The organism is Spirochaetales bacterium, from assembly GCA_016930085.1.
Taxonomy (GTDB): Bacteria; Spirochaetota; Spirochaetia; order SZUA-6; family JAFGRV01; genus JAFGHO01.
Window position 1 is genome coordinate 1 of sequence record JAFGHO010000106.1, and the last position, 19,493, is coordinate 19,493.

Here is a 19,493-nt window from a genome sequence, read left to right on the forward strand (position 1 = left end):
GCGGATGCACGCGGATGATTGCAGGTGGAAGTGACACTTGTCTGGTGATAAAGTGAAACAATAAAGCAATAGAATTAATGTAGATAAAGAAAACAGTAAGGAATAAATTAAAATAAAAACAACAGGGTCCGATGAATCAATAGAAGACGAAACTTTTTTAGCGGGGAAAGCGTACACTGAAATATGACATCATCTGCGCAGCCCGACCCGTTTGATTGAGGAGTGATTTGTTTTATGGATGTGAAGGCAGGCGTTATTCGATAAGGCCGTCGGGCATCTGCGGAAGCCCCGCAGGGAAAATAGAAAAAGCCGCCGTTCATTTATTTTAAGGTGACTGCATAAAAAAAATCGCGGGGCGATCTGTAGTTTATCAATAAAAAATGAAATCTACACAAAAAGCTTTCGCAAAGGGGAAACCGTCACCGTGCCGGGAATCAAAAGAATCTATAGTCGGTTTATAGTGACAATAATGTAAAAGAAAAAGGAATAACCGGTACGGTATCGAGTTAACAGGGCCATAACGTGATCGCTTACAATGGTATACCGATGTGAAACGCTGTCCCGCAGCCCCGCCGCGATGTCACGCCGATGTCCCATCCGTGGGCGTTGATGATCGATTTTACCGTCGAAAGCCCCAAACCGAATCCCCTCGTCTCGTTCGGTCGGCCGCCGCGGAAGAAGGGATCGAAGATCCGTTCCAGTTCGTGCGCTTCGATCCCGGCCCCCGTGTCGCGGATCGTGAGGACGATCTTTTCCTTTTCAATCACCGCATCGATGGCGATTTCGTCTCCTTCTTTCGTGTAACGGAGTGAATTATAGAAGAGATTCTCGAGGGCGCGGAGGAGGAGACCCTGGTCGATCTCGACCGTGACGGTATCCGGAATATCGATGGCGAACGAAAAGCGGCGTTTGAATATATGCGCGTCGTCCCGGTAAATCGTTGCGGCCTGCATCAGAAAATCCCCGAAACTGACACGCTCGCATTTGAGACGCCACTCCCCCGTTTCCATTTTCACGAATTCGATGAGTTCCTCGATCCTCGCTTCGAGCAGGCCCGTCTTGTCCGAAATAATCGAAAGATACTTTTCGAGGGTCTTTCGGTCGCCGGCGAGTCCGTCGGTTATCGCTTCCGTGTATCCTTTTATCGTCGTAAGCGGCGTTGAGAGGTCGTGGGAAACGGCCATGAGAAAGCGGGAACGCTTGGCCAGTTCCTCTTTCAGCGCTTCCCGCATGCCGTCGAACGCGCGCGTCAGCGATGCGATTTCGTCGTTTCCTTTGGGCTCGAGCTCGAAATCGAGGTCGCCCCCGGCGATGCTGCACGCCGCTTTTTCGAGGCCCATGATCGATCTTCTGAACGAACTCACAAAGACGACACCCGCGATCGAACTTGCCGTCAAGAGAAATAAAAAGACCGGTCCTATCCAGCGTAAAAATCTGAAAGGATTGGCGAAATTTTGCGTTTGTTGATCGACACTGATAAAGACCTTTATCCCTTCCTGGGCGGTGATAAAGCGCGGATCGTAAAGCTGGCTTCGTTCGGGAAACTCCCGTGTCAGGTACGATATGAGGTCCTCCGGCGGAATGATCCTTCCCGTTTCAATGTCCTCGAGTGATGAAAAGAGAACCCTGTTGTCCGGGGCGAGCGCCGCTATATCGACGCCGTCGGGAATCGTGTGAAGAATCTCATCTGCGTCTTCGCCTGCCTTGAGAATGGCGTTGTGCATCCATTTCATTATTTCCACGTGCCTGTTCGCTTCCTCGTCCTGCATCAGTATAATCGAATATACCAGACCGATAAGGAGGGTTATAACAGCCGGTATGGTGATGATCGCCGCGATGACGACGGCGAATTTGGTGGTCAATTTCATACGTTTCCTCCCCCCGTATCGAGCGCTTTTTCGTTAAAAAAGTATCCCGCGCCGTAGATATTCTGAATATAGACGGGCTGCGAGGGGTCGTCTTCGATTTTCCTCCGAAGCCGCTGTATGTGAATCGCCACGGTGGCGAGTTCCCCGTACTTCCGGTTCCAGACGTGCTCATATATTTCGTTTGCCGTAAAGGCTTTTCCCGCGTTGCCGGCAAGGAAAAGGAGTACTTCGAATTCCTTTACCGTGAGCGCCACCCGTTTGTCGCCCTTCATCAGGGTATAGGCGTCCGGGGAGAGGGTGAAGGCGCCGAAGTGTATGGCGGCTTTCCCGTGATCCGGGCGTTCACCGGCGCGACGGAGCAGGGCGCGGATCCGCGCGGCGAGGACCCGCGGTGAAAAGGGTTTGACGACATATTCGTCCGCCCCGATTCCCAGCCCCAGAATGAGGTCTTCGTCCGTCTTTCGCGCTGAAACGATGATCGTCGGGACGCCGCTTTCCTTTCGTATCCTCTGGAGAAACTCGAACCCGTCCATGCCGGGAAGGTTGATGTCGAGAACGATGAGATCGTAATCGCGCGAGGAAAGTTCTTCCATCCCACGCTCCGCCGTGGCGCAGATCACCGAATCCATTCCTTCGTTTTTCAGGTAAAGACCGATAAGCCGGGCTATGTCCTCTTCGTCTTCGATAATCAGAATGTTCGCTTTCATGGGATTTCCTAAAAACTTCCCCTGCCCAAAACAAAGTCGATTGCGGCGCCGGCACCAGGTCCCGCCGGGGTGTACTCGTCATATTGGCCGCCGTAGAATACCGGAATACTCAGCCGTACAAATGCGTAATCCGTGACGTTCCACGTGATCTGCGGCAAAAGCTGTCCGGAACCGTCGGAAAGATCCCCGATCCAGAAAAAGGAGGCGGTAATATCGGAATCGAATATCTCCGTCCAGATGACGCTCACCGCGGCGTAGTGCATCCCCCGTTGAAGAAGATCCCGGAAGGTGATGTCCCCCGCGGCAAGAAGGGCGCCGAGACCCGCCTGGTTCTCGAAGACTTCGAGATCGCCGTACCCTGTCCCATTGAAAAGGTATTGGCCGGTGAAGGTAATGTTTTCAAACGATGTATCGATCTGTCTCAGGTTGTACATGAAACCCGCGGTACCGGAAAAGAAAAACTCGTTGTCCCTTTCGACCGTCTTGAGCCCGAAGGGATGTTCGAGGCTTACCGCCGTCGATTCGACGAATGTCCTGTTGGCGCCGTAGCTTCCCACCGCTTCGGCGAACATATCGGTGTCAAACAATGGGAAGGTGAAGGTGAGCATGCCCGTCGGGGCGATGTCGACCTGATAAATCCCGCCGATTCCCACTTCGAGCGTGCCGATGACGAACTCCGCCTTCGGTGCCACATAGATCTCGTTCGGTTTGTCGATCTCGTGGGCGATGAGGTAGAGGTAGAGGTTGTGGACGCCGAACGGATACTGCGCTTTGAGCGACACGGGGCCTTCACGTTCCGCCGTGGGATCGGCCGGGTCGATCGGCGTGAGATTGAGGATGTCGGCCGGGCTGAAGAAGTAACCGACCCCCCACCTGATCGTATGCTTTCCGCCGCGGAAGAAAACGGTATTGCCGATGTTGAAATCCGCGAAGAGTTCCCTGATCGCGATAATATCGTCCATTTCCCTTCCGGCATCCTCGTCTACGGTAAAGGGATAGGAGAGGACGGCCTTTCCGTAAACGCGGAAATCTTCTTCCGGGCGCGCGTCGAAATAGAGGACGCTTTCCAGTGTCGTTGTGAGAGTCGTCTCGTCGGGGTCGGCGATATTGTCAATGATATACCCCGCGTCGAGGGCGGGATCCGTCCACATGACCGCGGGGGTGAGTGAAAACTCGAACCTGCCCCCTATTTCAACGGTATCGGACCGGAGGAGGAGCGTGTCGATACCGGAGGTGAGGTCTTCCTCCTTGTAATCCTTCACAACGTCGTCCTCGAAGAGCCCCCTGTCTTCTTCACCGGCGGCCGGGGGTTCCTCTTCGCCTCCCCCTCCGGCGCCGGCCGCCGTTCCCTCTCCTTCGATCATGTCATCGCCGAAAAGCTCATCTTCGTCGATATCCTGCGCGTACAGCGAAACCGCGCTGGTAAGCGTTATAAAAATAAGCAGGCATAATATTGTCCGTTTCATGGCGCCCCCTTACCTGTTGACCCGTTCGACATAGGCTTTTGAGAAGACGTCATCGGGAAGGTTGTCGAGCGATATGTCGGTAATGGTCACCTGTGTTTTTTTCCCTTGGACAAGTTCGTCGACAAAAAGCATTTTCGTCGGCACGTACTTGTCTTTCACCTTCGCGTATCCGGGGAAATAGGAGGTACGCATGTGGCGCCTGTTGAGGCTGTAATCCTCCATCTTGAGAATGAGGTTGTTGTCTTTTCGTACCCAGATCTTCTGATAAGGGTAGGTCACCTCGTCGTTCAGCGCTTCGAGATCGAGGATATACACCCCGAATTTCCCCAGCGTTCCCTCCTCCCACGAAACGGCTTTGTAATCTTCCTTGTAGCTTCTCGTGCGGAAATCGGAATGCCGCGTGTCCGTTCCTTCGAAACTTTCTTTCATCGACGTGTGATTGAACTTCCTGCTTTCCGGATCGTAGAACCAGAGGTTGTCGTCGATCATCAGGTAGCCCTGTCCCTTCCGTGTTTTCGGTTCGAGAATGAGAAGGAGGAACTTGTCGTCCCTGTCCCGCCGGAACTGGTTTACCTTGAGGACTTCCCTCCCTTTTTCAGGGTCGTCGGACACCATGGTAAGGACGGATGAAAAGTCGTTCTCGTCGAACCTCCCCATGGTGTCGATCTGCGTGAGGATGGCGTCGATGTCGGGCGATGCGGCGCAAAGCCGTATCATGAACATCGCCATAATGACAATTAATATCGGTTTTTTCATATATGTATCTCCTTGTAACACGGGCCGGGCCCGTCATATTGTCGCACGGCACATACGCTTTCGTCAAACCGCTTAGTAGTGTGTGCCGAGCGCCTTCGCCGGATCGAGTTTCGCCGCCCTCCGCGCCGGGAAGTAGGCGGCGAGCAGGCTGATCCCCCCGATAAGGACGGTACTGCCGAGGATGCCCGCGATCGAAGGCACGAACGTCGGGTGTCCGTTCTTCAAAAAAATGAAAAACGGATTGTTGATGTCAAAGGACACGAACGAAAAGAGGCCCATCAGCGCGAGTGAGAGAGCGATACCGGCGGCAGTACCGAATATCGCGATCGAAAGGGCCTCGAGGAGGAACATGTTGCGGACCCCGCTCCGCTGCATGCCGATGGCCCGGATGGTTCCTATCTCCCTCGTCCGTTCGATGAGAATCATCCTGAAGGTATTGGTGATACCCACCATGGTGATGAGAAGGAGGATGAGAAAAACGAAGAATCCCACGTAATTGAGGACATTTACCATGTCCATGACATGGGACATCAGGTCGTTCAGGGTCGTGATACTGTATTTCGTTCCCTCCCACGGTTCTTCCTCCTCGCCGCCCATCATCAAACCGAACATGCCGTGTACTTGTTCCGGTCCGTCCTCCGCCTCCCCGTTTTCTTCTTCCCTCGGATACACGGGCGCTTCGGCGGATAGCGCGTTGTAGATACGTTTCGCCTGGACATCCATCTCCTCCATGTTTTGAAGAAAAATATTGAAGGACTGGAATTCTCCGGGTCTGAGATTTATCAGCTCGTTCAAATAATCGCCGTGCACATAACAGGAGAAATCGCCGATGATGTCGGTGCTTTGCGAAAACGCGATGACCCGAAACTCCCCGACGTTTTGCTGGCCGGTGATCGTCTGTATGCGGGCGAGCAGGGTTTCCCCCACCTCGACGCCGAGTTTTTCCCCGACGTTCGAAGAGATAATGATCGCGCGGGGATCGCTCAGTCCTGCGAGGCTTCCCTCCTTGATAAGGAGGCGGTCCCTGAAAAAGGACTCGTTCGCCCACTGGATGCCTTCGATCCCCTGCAGCATTTCACGCGATCCGAAGATAAGGGTCGCCATCGCGCTCGAACGCTTCGTGATATATCCGACCTTGATATCGAGGTCCGCGATGATCCGCTGTAACAGTGAATCGTCACGTATCACATTGATCGTCTTTCCCGATTCACTCAGTTCGCTTCCCCGTATGTAAATGTGACCGGCTAATATCTGTGAAAAATTTTCCTTCACATTGGCGACCATTCCCCCGGTAAGACTCATAAGCAGTGTGATGACGAGCATCCCGAAAGCGATGGCCCCGCCGAGCAGGAAACTCCGTTTTTTCTGCCTGCTTATGTTTCTGAATGCAATGTTCAACGTTGTCATTTTTGTACCTCCTCTACGCGGCCTGTATCGCTCTTACCGGCTGGATTCTCAGGGCGATGGAAACCGGATAGAGACTGGCGAGAATCCCGATGCCGACAATGATGGCCAGGGACATGGCGATCGACGGCAGAGAGACGGCGGGGTAGAGTATTTTCCCGCCGAAAATGATCTCAAAAAATATATTCGGCGCCTCGATGCCGGTCTTTCCCAGAATGAAAAGTATCGCCGAGCCCAGGACGATACCGATGAGGCCGGCTGCGGTTGAAATCATCGTCGTTTCGATAATGATCATCTTTCTGACAAATCCCTTTTGGGCGCCGAGTGCCCTCATCGTCCCTATTTCCGGAATACGTTCGGTGACTGAGATGACGAGGGTGTTCATGATGATGATGACCGCCACCACTGCGATAATGAGGACGACGGCGTTGAATACGATCTGTATCACGTCCGCCATCTGCCCCATCGGACCGGCGCCGGATTTCCAGTCGGCGATGTCCGCGAGCAGCCCCTTTTCCCTGAAAAAGGAGATCAATTCGGCCTTTACTTTTGAAATGAAGTCCTGGGATTTCAGCTTGATCAGGAGGAAATGCCACGCGCCAGAATCGACCTGTGAATACAGTTCGCGTTCTGCGATATCGCCGAGTATCGAGTCGAGATTTTCTGAGGTATGTTTTCCGCTTTCTTCATCGACGGCCTCGACGATGTCGCTTCCGAACATGTCGTCTTCCGATGCGGACGGTGAAGTGCCGTCGAAGGTCTCGATGAGATTCGTTTCTTCTTTCGTCGTTTCGACTTCGAGTTCGGCCCCGAGAGTCATGCCGTTCAATGCCCTGAGGCTGTCGATATCGATGAGGCTTACCATGTCGAGCTGGACGTTGGAGCTTTTGAACCGGAATATGCCGGTAACATTAAGTTCGCGGATCTTCGCGCCGGCGCCCGCGCTGAATCCGGTCAAAAGCACCTTGTCGCCGGCCTTGATTTCGGCGCCGTCTCCGTTGTTCATTCGCTTTGCCACCCGCTTCGACAGTAATATCCCTTTCACGCCGGGTGTAAGGAATTCGCCGTCGAGGATATCGATATTGCCGGGAAACATGGCGGCATACTCGCCGGGTTCGATACCGAACAGAATGGTGAAGGATCTGTTATCCTCGCCGTATGAGATCTGGGCCCTTCCCGCCGCCTGGCCGGAGACGGCTTCCACTTCGGGGAGGGATGCCGCGAATTCCTTTATTTCGGAATAGTGGGGGACGACGGGCATCGCTTCGTTGAAACTGTTGATGTCCATGGCGCCCAGGAGGGTGAGATTCATATCGCTTTCTCCCGTGACGATAAGGTGCCCGGTATAGTTTTCGATATAATTTTTTCTGATTCCCCGCGCTGCCGTTTCCATCATCGAATTGCCGGTCACGAGAATCGTAATGCCTAAGGTGACGATAATCCCGATGATGAATGTCTTGACCTTGTGTTCCCTGATGTTTCTCCACGCGATTTTAATGAGTGCCATTGGATGTCCCCTTGCGCGTTTCCTTGTCGATACGGCCGTCATGAAGATAGATGATGTGGTCGGCGATTCCGACGATGGCAGGATCGTGGGTGGAAAAAATGAATGTCGTTTCCTGGTCCCGGTTCATCTTTTTCATGAGTTCGATAATTGATCCGCCCGTTTTCGAATCGAGGTTCGCCGTCGGTTCGTCCGCGAGAACGATCTGTGGTTTTGTCGCGAGCGCCCTCGCGATCGCCACGCGCTGCCGCTGGCCCCCGGAAAGTTCGGAAGGACGGTGTTGAATCCAGTCCGAAAGCCCGACCTCGCCGATGATATAATTGACCCACTCGCGTCGTTCGGTTTTGTTCATATCGGTTTTACCGAGAAGCAGGGGAAACTCGACGTTTTCATATACGGTGAGGACCGGGATGAGGTTGAATGTCTGAAAGATGAATCCGATCACCCTGTGCCGCAGCGTGGTTATTTTCCGGTCGCTGAGTCCGTTCGTTTTCCTCCCCGCGATCTCGACGGTCCCTTCCGTCGGAACGTCGATACAGCCGATGAGGTTCAGGATCGTCGTCTTCCCCGATCCCGACGGACCCGCTATCGAAATAAAGTCCCCTTTTTCAATTTCGAAGCTGATTCCCTTAAGGGCTTCCACATCGTGTTTCCCGAGTGGATATGTCTTTCTGACGCCGGTAAGCTTTACTATACCCATACCCGCTCCTTTCCATATTGTTTGCTACTGCTAAAATACCATAACTTCACTAAAAAATACATAAACCGGATATAAAGAGAGTATAAATAAATAGTTTAGATTTCCTCTTTCTCGATGCGGGGAGGCCGTCAAGTCGGGGAGGAAAAGCGGAAGAGGACCGGTTTCTCCCCATGTCGATACGTTAAAAATCGGACTATATAATAGAGGAATTTGAATATAATGAAATGATCGATTATCATTTGAGGAAGCGGCCGGGTGAATATCGTATGAAGCCCGGTCGAGGAAAAAGGGGATCGAATATGGCACGAAAAAGCGACGAAGATAAAATACTCGATGAAATACGGGAAAGGGTGATCCGGGAAAGCGCCAACCTGAAAGAAGAAAGGGAACGTCTTGAAAAGGAAAAGGTGACCCTGGAAGCGCTCAAGGAATTGACGGACCTCCCCATAGACAAAATCGAGGCTATCGCGGATGAAGTGAGAAAGGATTTTCGTAAAAAGGAAAAACGGCCGTCTTCCGGGAAAGTCCGCCCTTCGGGAGCGTCCGTTGCGCCCGCAATCATTTCCTTCGCGGTAACCGCCGTCGTCATCGGCATTGTGGTGTTTATCGTTGGGGGTATCGCCGTGTCAATTATACAGTATAACATCGATAAAGCGGAAACGGAGAAACGACTCGCGCTCGAGGGACAATACAGGGAACTCGTGTCCGCCGCCGAAACCGGGAACATGGAAACGCTCGAGGAACTCGTCGGCCGGGGAATCCCCGTCGAACTGGAAGGATACGAGGGGGAAAGCGCACTCATGGCCGCGGCCGGCGGCGTCAACGTGCGGGTCGTGGAGTTCCTCCTGGAATCGGGGGCGGATGTGACGAAGAAGAACAGGGACGGGAAAACCGCCCTCGACATCGCGGAAGAAGGGCCGAATCTTCGCATCCGGGGCGAACTCGCCGGGGCGATGGTAAAGGCCGCCCCTGCCGGGAGTACGATTCCCCTGCTCTGGGAAAAAGGGTTTTCTTATTCGCAGACGGCTTTCGATCAACGGGTCGAAAAACGGGACCTGGACGCGGTCCGTCTTTTTCTCCGGGCGGATCGCGGGGCTTTCTCCAACAATTGGGACGACGGCGGCATCGCTGAGGCGGCCTCTCTGGGTTATTCAGACATGGTGGAACTCATCGCGGAAGAGGGAAAGGATTTGTCGCCGGATTCCGTTAACATCGCACTGCTTCGCGCCTCGGAAACGGGTTCGGTCCCGGCGATCGAGGTGCTGCTCGGGCACGGGGCGTATATCGATTTCCGGATGGAAGGATCCGCGACCGATCCGGAAGACGGATTTACCCCCCTCATGTGGGCGTTGTGGGAAGACAACGAGGCCCTTCAGTACCTTCTCGATAAAGGGGCGGACCCGGATGCGATGGGAAGTTACCATCTCGTCCCGCCGCTTTTCATACCCATGGATTATGTTCATAATTTCAGGCTGACGCAACGTCGCGTCGAGCAGTTCAGACTGCTCATCGCTTACGGGGCGGATATCAACAGGAAGGATTACTACGGCATGACCGCCATCGAATACGCCTGGTCCGTCCTTCGGAGCGACGAAGCGAAACCCTTTGTCAGGGTACTCAAGGAGGCGGGGGTGGAAATACCATTTACCCCGGACTCCTTTATACGGCTTGTTTTCGAGGGCGATCTCGAAAATGTACGCGATTTCCTTACGAGGGGATTCGATCCGAATCTCGAGGGATTCGAACGGTATGATGAAGAGGTAAACGCATTGATTAAAGCGGCAATGCTGGGATATACCGGAATGGTAAAGCTGCTTCTGGAATACGGCGCCGATATCGATTACACCACCGCTTCGAAGAGGAACGCCCTTTTCGAAGCGGTAAAAAAGGAAAATGTCGCAATGGTGAAACTCCTTTTGGAACACAACGCCGCGGTGACTCAGGATATGATGAATTATGTCAATAAATGGGGAGGATACGGCTCCCGGGTAACGATTCGATCAATGCTTAAAAACGCGAAAAATAAATAAGGGCACCTTTATAAACCTGCTTTGCAGGTCCTACAAGCGCCACAAAAGGTTCGACGCGGTACGGCGGACAAAAATCAGCATGCTGAGATTTCTTGAATACTCATCCTGTTTGCGATATAGTGAGGGTATATGGGGTCATACATACTGCACTATACCGCTTTTCTTTTTCCCGTGGTCCTGCTTTCAGGGATTATATGCTGTGCGACCGGATCGTATTGGGACAACTGGCCGGAATACCCCGGTTCGCCGGGGGGACCTGACAACTTTATACGGATCGACGAAACGGACGCCGCGCGCCTTGCCACACCGCAGGGAACACCCTTTCTCATCAGGGGGATCTCCTTCGGGAATCATGTATGGGGTAACCCGCCGTCACCCGCCGGTTTTACCCACCACCGGGCGGATGATTACGGGCGAATCGCGGGAATGGGGTTCAACGCGGTGCGTTTTTACATGAATTACGGTATTTTCGAAGACGACACGCGCCATTACCAATACAAGGACGGCGGTTTTGCATGGCTCGATGCGAACATCGCGGCCGCGCGGACGTACGGCATACGGCTCGTCCTCAACATGCATTACCCGCAGGGCGGGTTCCAGTCAAACGGGAACGGGGATGCACTCTGGTCGGACAGGATAAACCAGCTCAGGCTTATCGCGCTGTGGAAGGAGATCGCCCGCCGTTACAGGAACGAGGATTACATCATCGGCTACGGCCTGGTCAATGAACCGGTCCCCCTTGAAGGGGTGCCGCAATGGAAGGCGCTCGCCCAGGAGATCATCGACGCGATACGGGAGGTCGACCCGTATCATCTCATCTTTGTCGAACGGGCCAACTGGTTGAAATCGGAATCGACACAGACCGATGAGGACAACCTTTACTTTCCCGCCGGTCTTGACGATCCGGGGCCGGAAAACAACATCGTTTACGAATATCACATGTACGAACCGTTCGCTTTCACGCACCAGAACGCCGGCTGGGTCGAATCGACAGCCGGTAAATTTTCCGTCTTTCCCGATCCGAACCGCGTCGTCGCCGGGGCGGGGGAGTGGGCGGGCTTTGCCGGCGGCAACCCGCAGGCCCCGACGGGCACCTCTTCATGGACGGTCCTCGAAGGGAATCTCTACCGGGTTACCGATCCCGCTTATCGTCTGGGCAGGGCGGTCGTTCAGGCGCATTCGATCGGGAAGAACGGGACGGTCTATGCCGATGACTTCGTCGTGGAAGCCTACGATGAGGACGGGAGATTCGTGCGCGAAGCGGCGGACATTCCGGTCGGCACCGGAAGCGAATGGTACTTCTGGTCGGCAGACGGTTCGGGAAGCGGGGGCATCGCAACGGGTGTCTCCGGTTCGAGCGGGGGGGCGTGTCTTCGAATTTCAGGCACGACAGACGACGCCGTCTCGAGCAACGCCCGTGTTTTTATCGTCAGGCAGGGGTACCGGTATAAAATAAGCGGCAGAATCAGGGGTGACGATGTCGCCTCGGGGGCAACGGTCCGTTTCCGCGTCGACTTCTATTCGTGCGACGGCGATATATACACTTGGAACAGGGACTACCTCCGGGCGCTCGTCTCAAGATACGCCGCTTTTTCCCGAAAAAACGGCCTGCCGCTTTATCTCGGCGAGTTCGGGACGATTACCGACAGCTTCAGGGAAAACCGCGGCGGTCTTTCCTGGGTTGGCGCCATGCTCGATATACTCGGAAAGGAAAACGTCAATTACAATTACCATACCTTCCACGAGACCGCTTTCGGACTGTACGCCAATCCGGCGGATGAATATCCGCGCCAATCCGCGCTCAACGTTCCGCTTGCGGACCTCTTCATGTCGAAACAGACGCTATAAAAATATAAGGCCGCTATGGTGAGTATTTTTTGATATACCAGTCGGAGCCGCCTCCCGAGCGGTACATGCCCCCGATCCCGTACGCGTAATTCATCGAATCGACGACAATGGCGCGGCACCAGTCGGAGCCCGTGTTGGTAATCACGTCCCGCCACAACTCGGTGCCGGCCGAATCGTATTTGATCACCGCCCAGTCGTTGTCGGAAAAAAGCAGCCTGCCGCCGACATATACATTGTCGTTCGAGTCCGTTCCGATTCCCCAGACGACGTCGTTCGTCCCATTGTCCACGGTCTTGTCCCAGTTCGTCGTGTCTTCGTCACCCAACGTATTGAATTTCTTGACGGCCCAGTCGATGCCGTCGGAACTGTCGGTGGAGTATCCTGCCGCGTACACGCCGCCGGCCGAATCCACGGTAACCGTGTAGGCCTTGTCTGTTTTGTGATTCGCGGCCCGGTTGTACTGGAAGCCCCATACGAAAGCACCGTTTGCGCCGTATTTCCTGACCATCCAGTCGACATCCCCGTTCGAGCTTGTCATAGTGCCCGCGATATAGACATTGTCCGAGGAGTCGGTCGCGACCGATACCGCCGTGTCGCTTCCGTAGCCGCCGTCGAACCCGAAGTTCCAGTTCTCCGTGTCGTCCGTGCCGTCCGGAGAGTATTTTTTCATCCACCAGTCGAGGTTGCCGGAGCCGTTCGTAATGAAGCCGGCCACATACACATTGTCTTCGGAATCGATCGCGATACCCTGCGCGATGTCGCTTCCCGTCCCGTAGTTCCATTCCTTTGTCCAGCATTCGGCGCCTTCGGAATCGAATTTTTTCACGCCCCAGATATTGTCCGAACCGTTTGTCAGATATCCGCAGACATAGACATTGTTCGCCGAATCCGTTACCGCGGACTGTGCGCAGTCCGAACCCCCGTACCAGTCGATCTCCTTGTTCCAGTGAGAGGTGTCTTCGCTTCCGTCCGGCAGGAGTTTGATGATCTTCCAGTCGGAACTCGCGTTCTGTTTGAGACCCACGATATAGATGTTGTCGTCGTAGTCGATCGCGGCGCCCGTGGGAAGGTCCTCGGAGGGTTCGTTTTCCTCGAAGCTCCAGCTCGATGCGCCCGTATATTCGATCACCACCCCGAAATGTGAATTCGCGTTTGCCTCGCCGACATTCGACGCTGCGTCTTTCGCCCATGCGTATATTGTCTTGGTCCCGTAGCCCGGACTGGTTCTGTATGTTCCCGGCTTTTCGGAAACCCATCCCGGATCGACGGGGGAGGGTTTGGTTCCAGTCTCATTGACGAGCCAGTGGGTGATACCGCTGCCGCCGTCGGTACCGTCCATGCTGAAAGTGATGAAGTGGCTTGTCGACGGAGAACCGCTTGTGAGGGTAAATGCCGATATAACGGGGGCGATTCCGTCGACCGTGATGTCGCTTCCGTCGGCGATAGTGACGGACGGGAGTCCCGTGTAGACGGGGTTGCCCGATGTATCGGTAAGCAGACCCCCGTCGAGTTCGACGCCGGTCGCATCGAGTCTGGCGCTCGATTCTCCGGATGCGATCGTGTATGTGCACGAAACCGTATCCTCCGGACCGAAGGGATCGACGGAGGCGACCGCGCCCGCATCGAGCGTGATGTTCAGCGTGCCGCCGGAAAGGATCACGGATTCGCTGAAGGCGACCGTCACGTTTACCTCGTCACCGGTCCCGTAGATCCCGTCACCGGTCGTCGAGGTGATGCCGGTAATCACCGGGTACCGGATCGAATAGCTTTCCGTTCGGATGGGGCTGTCGAGCATTCCGGTCTTTGTCGCAAACGCCTTTATGATCATATCGGTATTATGATTCGATACGGGAACCGGTTCCGTGTAAACGGGGGACAGGGCCGTCGGGTCGTCACCGTTCGTGGTATAGCGGATGGTCGCGTCCTGGGTGGAGCAGGCGATTGTGACGCTTTGATCCGATTCATAGGTACCCCCCGGCGGATTCATGGACGGTGTGGACACCTGGCCGTCATTGATCGTATAGTATTCGGTAGTGACGGCGCTGTCGGACATGCCGGATTTCGAGGCAAAGGCTTTTATCGTCATCGTTGTCCCGTTTCCGGCTACGATTATCGGTATGGTAAACTCGGGGGAGTCCTCATTCGGTTCCGTCCCGTCTGTCGTGTAGCGGATAACGGCCCCGGCTGTTTCGCAGGTGATGTCGATGCTCTGATCGGAATCATAGGTGCCCCCGGCCGGATTCATGACCGGGGATGCCGCCGCCATCGCCGGTACCGGGGTGGTTTTCGGTTTGTATGTGTCTTCGATAAACGGATTGTAGAGGGCGATATCGCAGGAATGCAGGAAAAAGGCAAAGGGTATCATATAAAAAAGAAGTTTTTCGCGTTTTCGCATGAAAGCCGGTTCCGCCGGGTATGACTATTCCTCCGACATGATAAATGTATTGCTTTTTTTTATGGAATTCAAGTACGATACGGCGGAACACGCCTGAGGAAACCATGCCGGAACGAAGCCTCTCTTTCCATGCGGATTTTGGCTTTTTCTTCACATACTCTTCACATTCTCTTCAAACGGTCTCCATGGGAAACGGATATGTTTTCATTGTGATGAGGAACCACCCCGGCCCGGCGGCCGGATGGGCGCCTTGTTACATGCCGGGCGTATGTCCGGCAGAAAAGATCGCTTTAAGGAGTATATGATGAAGACATTACGTTTGAGTTTTCTGGTAATGGCACTTGTGATCGCCGCCGCTTTTTATGGAACCGCGGAAGGCAGGGATGTGGTCGACCGGGGCGAATACCATGAACTCGATGGGACGCTGTACAGCGACGGCGCCGAGTACTATCTCGATACGGGAAGCGTGGTCTATTCGATTCATCTTGGTCCGGACTGGTATTCGACGGAAATCGGGTTCCCCGCGGATGTCCGGGACCATGCGGTGGTGAAAGGATTCGTCTGTGACATGGATGCGGCCCCGGTCGCGATTACATTGGCGGACGAGGTGTATGCCTTCCGGGGGGACGACGGGCGTCCGCTCTGGGCCGGCCGCGGGAATGGGCGGAACCGTCCGGCAGGCGGCGGCACGGGCAGGGGAACCGGCGGAAACAGATAGGAGGAGGCAATGCGGTATACAGCTTGTGCGGTTATTATGGTTGCCGTTTTCGGTTTCGGTGTCGTCCGGGCCGAGGCCTGCGTTCTGGATTATGTCCTTACCGATACCGGGGGCAATACCCTGCGAATTCGGCCCGGCGGCGTCGCGGAACTCGATATCGGTGAAACCTACTCCCTGAAGGTCGATTTTACCAGTGATCACGGCAACTGCCTGGTCCCGGCGGAGGATACCGTTTTTTTGCTCGAAGAAGAAAAATGGAAAACCGGAAAAGATTATCTTCCGCTTCTGCTAAAGGAGCCCGTGATATGGAAGAAAACCGGTTCACGGACGTATTCGGCCGATCTCGTCTTCGAAGCCGCATTAAAAGGCGACGTCGCGCTTGAAGTCCTCCGGGAATGCACGAAGGGCGGCTACGATGAGTATCTCGGTTTCACGGTACGATAGGTATGTACCGGCTGGGACACGGCGGTTTTTATCGATGTGTCCGCCGGGAGGATACCGGGTCTGCGGCGGTCCGGACGATGGTGCCGGCCGCCGCGGTCCGTGTCCGCCGGATATGACCGGTTTTATACCGGGTGTCTTGTTCAAGGAAACAAGGAAAGGAATAGACCGATGAAATCTCGTCATCAATCGATCGGAAAGGCAATAAAGGCCGTTATCCAGGTACTCTTTCTGCTTTTTGTGTTCTGGCTTGTGGCGGCGAAAACCCTCGGTGAACGGGGTATAATCCTCCCTTTTTCCCCCGCCTCCGTCCCCGGGCTTCACGCTGTGTGCCCTTTCGGGGCGGTTGAAACCGCGGGCAGGCTTGTCATTGAAGGAGAGTTTATCCCAAAGACATTTCCCTCCAATTTCTGGGTGCTGCTCGGTGCGCTGGGGATGACCCTGGTGTTCGGTCCCCTTTTCTGCAGCCGTCTGTGCCCGCTCGGTTCGGTTCAGGAATGGATAGGGAAAGCGGGAAGAAAAATTTTCGGAAAGCGGTTCAACAGGTTCATTCCGCGGAAAATCGATTATGCGCTGGGATTCCTCAGATTTATCGTGCTTGGGCTTGTGCTCGTCAAGACCTGGCAGTCGCTCGCTTTAGTATTCGTCAATGTCGATCCCTATTACGCCCTCTTTCACTTCTGGACGGGCGATGCCCTCCCGACCGCCATCCTTGTGCTGGCCGTTGTTTTGATCGCTTCACTCTTTACCGAGCGTCCATGGTGCCGCTGGCTGTGTCCCTTTGGCGCCGTTCAGGGGATCGTTCAGCTTTTTTCTCCATGGAAAATCAGGCGGAATCGGAAAGCCTGTGTCGGCTGCGGTAAATGCAGCGGCGCCTGTCCGATGAGGATACGGATCCACGAGAAAACATCGGTTTCGGATACCCGCTGCAACCGCTGCGGGGAATGCGTCGGCGCCTGTCCCGTAAGCGGCGGTCTTTCCCTCTCACTGCCCGGCTCAAGAGTCGGCATTGCCGGAAGGGCCGCGGGCGCGGTTATCGCGCTGGCCCTCTTTTTTACGCCGCTCGTCTCGGCCCGTATCGCCGGGGTGTTCGATGACGGCGCGGCGGACCATGATCCGGTCCAGGCGGACCGCGATCCGGTCCAGGCGGACCGCGATCCGGTCCGTACGGAAATGAAGGCCGAAGAAATCGAGCCTGCCATGACCATTGCCGATGTCGCTAAAGGATTCGGCATGACCCCCGAAACCCTGAACGGAATTCTCGCACTCCCGCCGGACATTCCCGGTTCGACAAAAATACGCGATCTTGAAGATATCCGGGATGGGTTGACGACGAGGCTGGTTCGGGAGTTGTTGGGGCCGTACGGCCCGCTTTCGACTATGAACGATCAATAAAAAAACGCTTGCCATAAATCCGTCGATATGGTGTATTGACAATCAAACGTAAAAATAAATCGAAAGGAGAGTCGTGCGATGAAAAAAATATCGGTAGCCGGCTTCATGCTTGTTCTGGTAATTCTTTTTGGAAGCTGTGATTTGAGGCCGGCAGATGATGACGTGACGGGGGTGGCGGGGTTGTCGTTCGCGGAGTTTCTCGAACGGAACAATTTCACGGAAGCGGGGGATTCCTACCTGTTCGAAGGTGATATCGCCATGTCGAAAAGCAGGGTAGAATCGATGTACCTTCGATACGGAATAAATGGCGGCCGCGGCAATATCGCCGTCAACGCCAGGGGTGAATATTTTACCTGGAGTATGACCGAAAGAGATAATCTGACATACGGTTTTTCGACGACGATGACGACAAGGTACCTGACGGATACGCAGGTGAGGGACGCTTTTCGCGAGGCAACGGAAATATGGATGGCCGCCGCGGGGGTGACGTTCAGGGAAGTGCCGTCGTCACCCCTTTTCACGGTCAAAAAGGTGTATACGACGGAAGATTATACCGCTTCGTCGTTTTTTCCGCATGATACCGATCCGTACGAGATCAAGATAAACACGCGAACGATTAATAACACCTACACCACCTATGACAGGATGGTGGGGCTGTTTACCCATGAATTGGGACACAGTCTCGGACTCGCGCACGAGCACGCGAGGACGGATTCGCAGAGTACGGCGAACTGGGCGGACGATTACCGGTCCGGATACGGTGAAAAATACGGGCCGTACGACGGCAAATCGGTCATGGATTATCAGAATCAGCCGTATCTGTCCGGACTCAGCACGGGAGATAAAGCGGTCATCTCGTATTTATATCCGAACATCACAAACACCTTCATGATTCCCTACAAGGTCGCCTATACCCTCGATGTGTCGGCAAGGACCGTGAGTGGAAGCAGACAGGCGAGGGTGACGGGTATGATAAAATCGAACGCGATATCCATCGATTTATTGCGAATTATCGTGTATTCGGCCACCCCCCACAGTTCCGGGCTTTATGTCTCGAATTCCACCCGTGACAGCGACAGGGTGTATATCGATTCGGGGTGGGTGACGGTGTATTACGGGGATCCCTCCATTACCGTCTACGCTGATTTCACGGCCCTGGATCCGCAATACGGGTTGACTGAAAAGAACGCCAGGAAGGTGTTGAAGGATACCGCTTCATTTTAGGGACATGATCGGTAAAATTCCGGCCGTTCGCAGAAAGTCCGGATTATTCGATATTCAGTTTATCGAGCTCTTCGGAAATGATCTTTTTGGATTGCCGGTATCTCTTTTTTATCTTTTTTGCCATTCGTGCAAGTGAGGCGGAAATTTTTTTTCTTATCGTCAAGAAATCATTGTGTGTTTTATAGAGGTTGTCGCTTGATTTGAGGAGTTTTTTCAATGCCCCGTACATGTCCTTTTTCAATATATTGTGATCTTTGCCGTATCCGAAATTCTCGACGGGCCTGATAAAATCAAAATGTCCCGAATTGTGGACAACGGGAATGACGGTGCCGTCCATTGTATGAAAGACGCCGTCGGAAATATAGATATCAGTCAGGGACGTATTGATGACAAAGTTGTATATGGTCGGAAGGGGAACAAACCCTTCTTTATGAAGCACATAGTTGACGACAAGCTGGTCGGGCCCGAATTTTCTTTTATTCTTTATGCTTTCTTCAATGCGTTGACAGAGCTGCAGCATCTTCATTCGCGGACCCAGCACGAAGCCGGCGTTGATCATTCTGTTTTCGATAAAACTACGTTCGATCTCTTTTTTCATATCTTTGCGAAAAAACTCGTCGGTAATAAACAGTGAAAAGGGAGATTTGATATCTTCATATACCGCCCTGAAGGAATCCCCGTTTTCCAGGAATAAATGCGAGATATCCGTCTGAAAAATGATATCGCCGCTGTCGCACAAGAGGACCTGATCGAAATTGTACGTCAGGAGTATCGCTTTCAGGTCCCTGTATCGAAGGATAACGACATGCCCGTCGTTGGGTGCGATAAAGAGCAGCACGTTGTGTTCTTTCAAATAAAAACGCTGCGCTTTGGACATGCCGTAATCGATGACACAGACATCGATATCGGTCAGATCGATATTGTCCTGTATCGATGCGAACCAGTTCTCTATGAGTACATCGCCGTACTTCCTGTCCGAAGCGGTAACAATCGCGTTTTTCTTCATATGCAAAGCACTCTTGCTATCATATCAGGCG

General features: G+C 53.9%; 15 protein-coding genes. 6 read left to right on the forward strand and 9 right to left on the reverse strand.

The window, feature by feature from the left end; all coding sequences use genetic code 11:
- Window positions 1-530 precede the first annotated feature (530 nt).
- From JW881_18050 to JW881_18080, 7 genes are all read right to left on the reverse strand, one after another.
- Window positions 531-1,868 carry a HAMP domain-containing histidine kinase gene (locus JW881_18050; GenBank protein MBN1699429.1) on the reverse strand — a complete coding sequence of 446 codons (1,338 nt, stop codon included), beginning with the start codon at window positions 1,866-1,868 and terminating at the stop codon, window positions 531-533.
- Complete coding sequence (locus JW881_18055; protein MBN1699430.1) at window positions 1,865-2,575, reverse strand: response regulator transcription factor; 711 nt, start codon at window positions 2,573-2,575, stop codon at window positions 1,865-1,867. Before JW881_18055 ends, JW881_18050 begins: the two co-directional genes overlap by 4 nt.
- An 8-nt stretch (window positions 2,576-2,583) precedes the next feature.
- Window positions 2,584-4,041, reverse strand: coding sequence for a hypothetical protein (locus JW881_18060; GenBank protein ID MBN1699431.1), 1,458 nt, complete (start codon window positions 4,039-4,041; stop codon window positions 2,584-2,586).
- Between the two features lie 9 nt (window positions 4,042-4,050).
- Entirely contained in the window at window positions 4,051-4,797 is a 747-nt protein-coding gene (locus tag JW881_18065; GenBank protein MBN1699432.1) for an outer membrane lipoprotein-sorting protein, read from the reverse strand.
- Window positions 4,798-4,869: 72 nt separating this feature from the next.
- Window positions 4,870-6,204: an ABC transporter permease gene (locus JW881_18070; protein MBN1699433.1), complete on the reverse strand. Its 1,335-nt coding sequence runs from the start codon at window positions 6,202-6,204 to the stop codon at window positions 4,870-4,872.
- Window positions 6,205-6,217: 13 nt separating this feature from the next.
- The gene (locus tag JW881_18075; GenBank protein MBN1699434.1) at window positions 6,218-7,708 is read right to left on the reverse strand and encodes an ABC transporter permease; all 1,491 of its coding nucleotides are present in this window, start codon (window positions 7,706-7,708) and stop codon (window positions 6,218-6,220) included.
- Entirely contained in the window at window positions 7,695-8,405 is a 711-nt protein-coding gene (locus JW881_18080; GenBank protein ID MBN1699435.1) for an ABC transporter ATP-binding protein, read from the reverse strand. The genes JW881_18075 and JW881_18080 overlap by 14 nt, the downstream gene beginning before the upstream one ends.
- 299 nt (window positions 8,406-8,704) lie before the next feature.
- Here JW881_18080 and JW881_18085 point away from each other — a divergent pair, with 299 nt between their 5' ends.
- Together JW881_18085 and JW881_18090 are read left to right on the forward strand one after the other, a co-directional pair.
- Window positions 8,705-10,435 (forward strand): ankyrin repeat domain-containing protein, encoded by a 1,731-nt coding sequence (locus JW881_18085; protein MBN1699436.1) that lies wholly within the window; start codon window positions 8,705-8,707, stop codon window positions 10,433-10,435.
- Window positions 10,436-10,564: 129 nt separating this feature from the next.
- Complete coding sequence (locus JW881_18090; protein ID MBN1699437.1) at window positions 10,565-12,283, forward strand: glycoside hydrolase family 5 protein; 1,719 nt, start codon at window positions 10,565-10,567, stop codon at window positions 12,281-12,283.
- 13 nt (window positions 12,284-12,296) lie between these two features.
- Here JW881_18090 and JW881_18095 read toward each other — a convergent pair whose 3' ends face one another.
- Window positions 12,297-14,678, reverse strand: coding sequence for a chitobiase/beta-hexosaminidase C-terminal domain-containing protein (locus JW881_18095; GenBank protein ID MBN1699438.1), 2,382 nt, complete (start codon window positions 14,676-14,678; stop codon window positions 12,297-12,299).
- A 301-nt stretch (window positions 14,679-14,979) separates the two neighbouring features.
- Between JW881_18095 and JW881_18100 the strand changes: the two genes are divergently transcribed.
- The 4 genes from JW881_18100 to JW881_18115 all read left to right on the forward strand — a co-directional run bounded on the left by JW881_18100 (window position 14,980) and on the right by JW881_18115 (window position 18,456).
- Window positions 14,980-15,396, forward strand: a complete 417-nt coding sequence (locus JW881_18100) for a hypothetical protein (GenBank protein MBN1699439.1) — start codon at window positions 14,980-14,982, stop codon at window positions 15,394-15,396.
- 9 nt (window positions 15,397-15,405) lie between these two features.
- Entirely contained in the window at window positions 15,406-15,840 is a 435-nt protein-coding gene (locus JW881_18105) for a hypothetical protein (protein ID MBN1699440.1), read from the forward strand.
- 168 nt (window positions 15,841-16,008) lie between these two features.
- On the forward strand, window positions 16,009-17,232 hold the full coding sequence (locus JW881_18110) for a 4Fe-4S binding protein (protein ID MBN1699441.1): 1,224 nt from the start codon (window positions 16,009-16,011) through the stop codon (window positions 17,230-17,232).
- Window positions 17,233-17,310: 78 nt separating this feature from the next.
- Window positions 17,311-18,456 (forward strand): hypothetical protein, encoded by a 1,146-nt coding sequence (locus JW881_18115; GenBank protein ID MBN1699442.1) that lies wholly within the window; start codon window positions 17,311-17,313, stop codon window positions 18,454-18,456.
- A gap of 43 nt (window positions 18,457-18,499) precedes the next feature.
- On the opposite strand, the gene JW881_18120 is transcribed toward JW881_18115, so the two are convergent.
- On the reverse strand, window positions 18,500-19,462 hold the full coding sequence (locus JW881_18120) for a hypothetical protein (GenBank protein ID MBN1699443.1): 963 nt from the start codon (window positions 19,460-19,462) through the stop codon (window positions 18,500-18,502).
- Window positions 19,463-19,493 lie beyond the last annotated feature (31 nt).

Excerpts from the sequence above, each read along its gene's own strand:
- JW881_18050 (MBN1699429.1), bottom strand. The coding sequence starts at position 1,868 with ATGAAATTGACCACCAAATTCGCCGTCGTCATCGCGGCGATCATCACC.
- JW881_18055 (MBN1699430.1), bottom strand. The coding sequence starts at position 2,575 with ATGAAAGCGAACATTCTGATTATCGAAGACGAAGAGGACATAGCCCGG.
- JW881_18060 (MBN1699431.1), bottom strand. The coding sequence starts at position 4,041 with ATGAAACGGACAATATTATGCCTGCTTATTTTTATAACGCTTACCAGC.
- JW881_18065 (MBN1699432.1), bottom strand. The coding sequence starts at position 4,797 with ATGAAAAAACCGATATTAATTGTCATTATGGCGATGTTCATGATACGG.
- JW881_18070 (MBN1699433.1), bottom strand. The coding sequence starts at position 6,204 with ATGACAACGTTGAACATTGCATTCAGAAACATAAGCAGGCAGAAAAAA.
- JW881_18075 (MBN1699434.1), bottom strand. The coding sequence starts at position 7,708 with ATGGCACTCATTAAAATCGCGTGGAGAAACATCAGGGAACACAAGGTC.
- JW881_18080 (MBN1699435.1), bottom strand. The coding sequence starts at position 8,405 with ATGGGTATAGTAAAGCTTACCGGCGTCAGAAAGACATATCCACTCGGG.
- JW881_18085 (MBN1699436.1), top strand. The coding sequence starts at position 8,705 with ATGGCACGAAAAAGCGACGAAGATAAAATACTCGATGAAATACGGGAA.
- JW881_18090 (MBN1699437.1), top strand. The coding sequence starts at position 10,565 with ATGGGGTCATACATACTGCACTATACCGCTTTTCTTTTTCCCGTGGTC.
- JW881_18095 (MBN1699438.1), bottom strand. The coding sequence starts at position 14,678 with ATGCGAAAACGCGAAAAACTTCTTTTTTATATGATACCCTTTGCCTTT.
- JW881_18100 (MBN1699439.1), top strand. The coding sequence starts at position 14,980 with ATGATGAAGACATTACGTTTGAGTTTTCTGGTAATGGCACTTGTGATC.
- JW881_18105 (MBN1699440.1), top strand. The coding sequence starts at position 15,406 with ATGCGGTATACAGCTTGTGCGGTTATTATGGTTGCCGTTTTCGGTTTC.
- JW881_18110 (MBN1699441.1), top strand. The coding sequence starts at position 16,009 with ATGAAATCTCGTCATCAATCGATCGGAAAGGCAATAAAGGCCGTTATC.
- JW881_18115 (MBN1699442.1), top strand. The coding sequence starts at position 17,311 with ATGAAAAAAATATCGGTAGCCGGCTTCATGCTTGTTCTGGTAATTCTT.
- JW881_18120 (MBN1699443.1), bottom strand. The coding sequence starts at position 19,462 with ATGAAGAAAAACGCGATTGTTACCGCTTCGGACAGGAAGTACGGCGAT.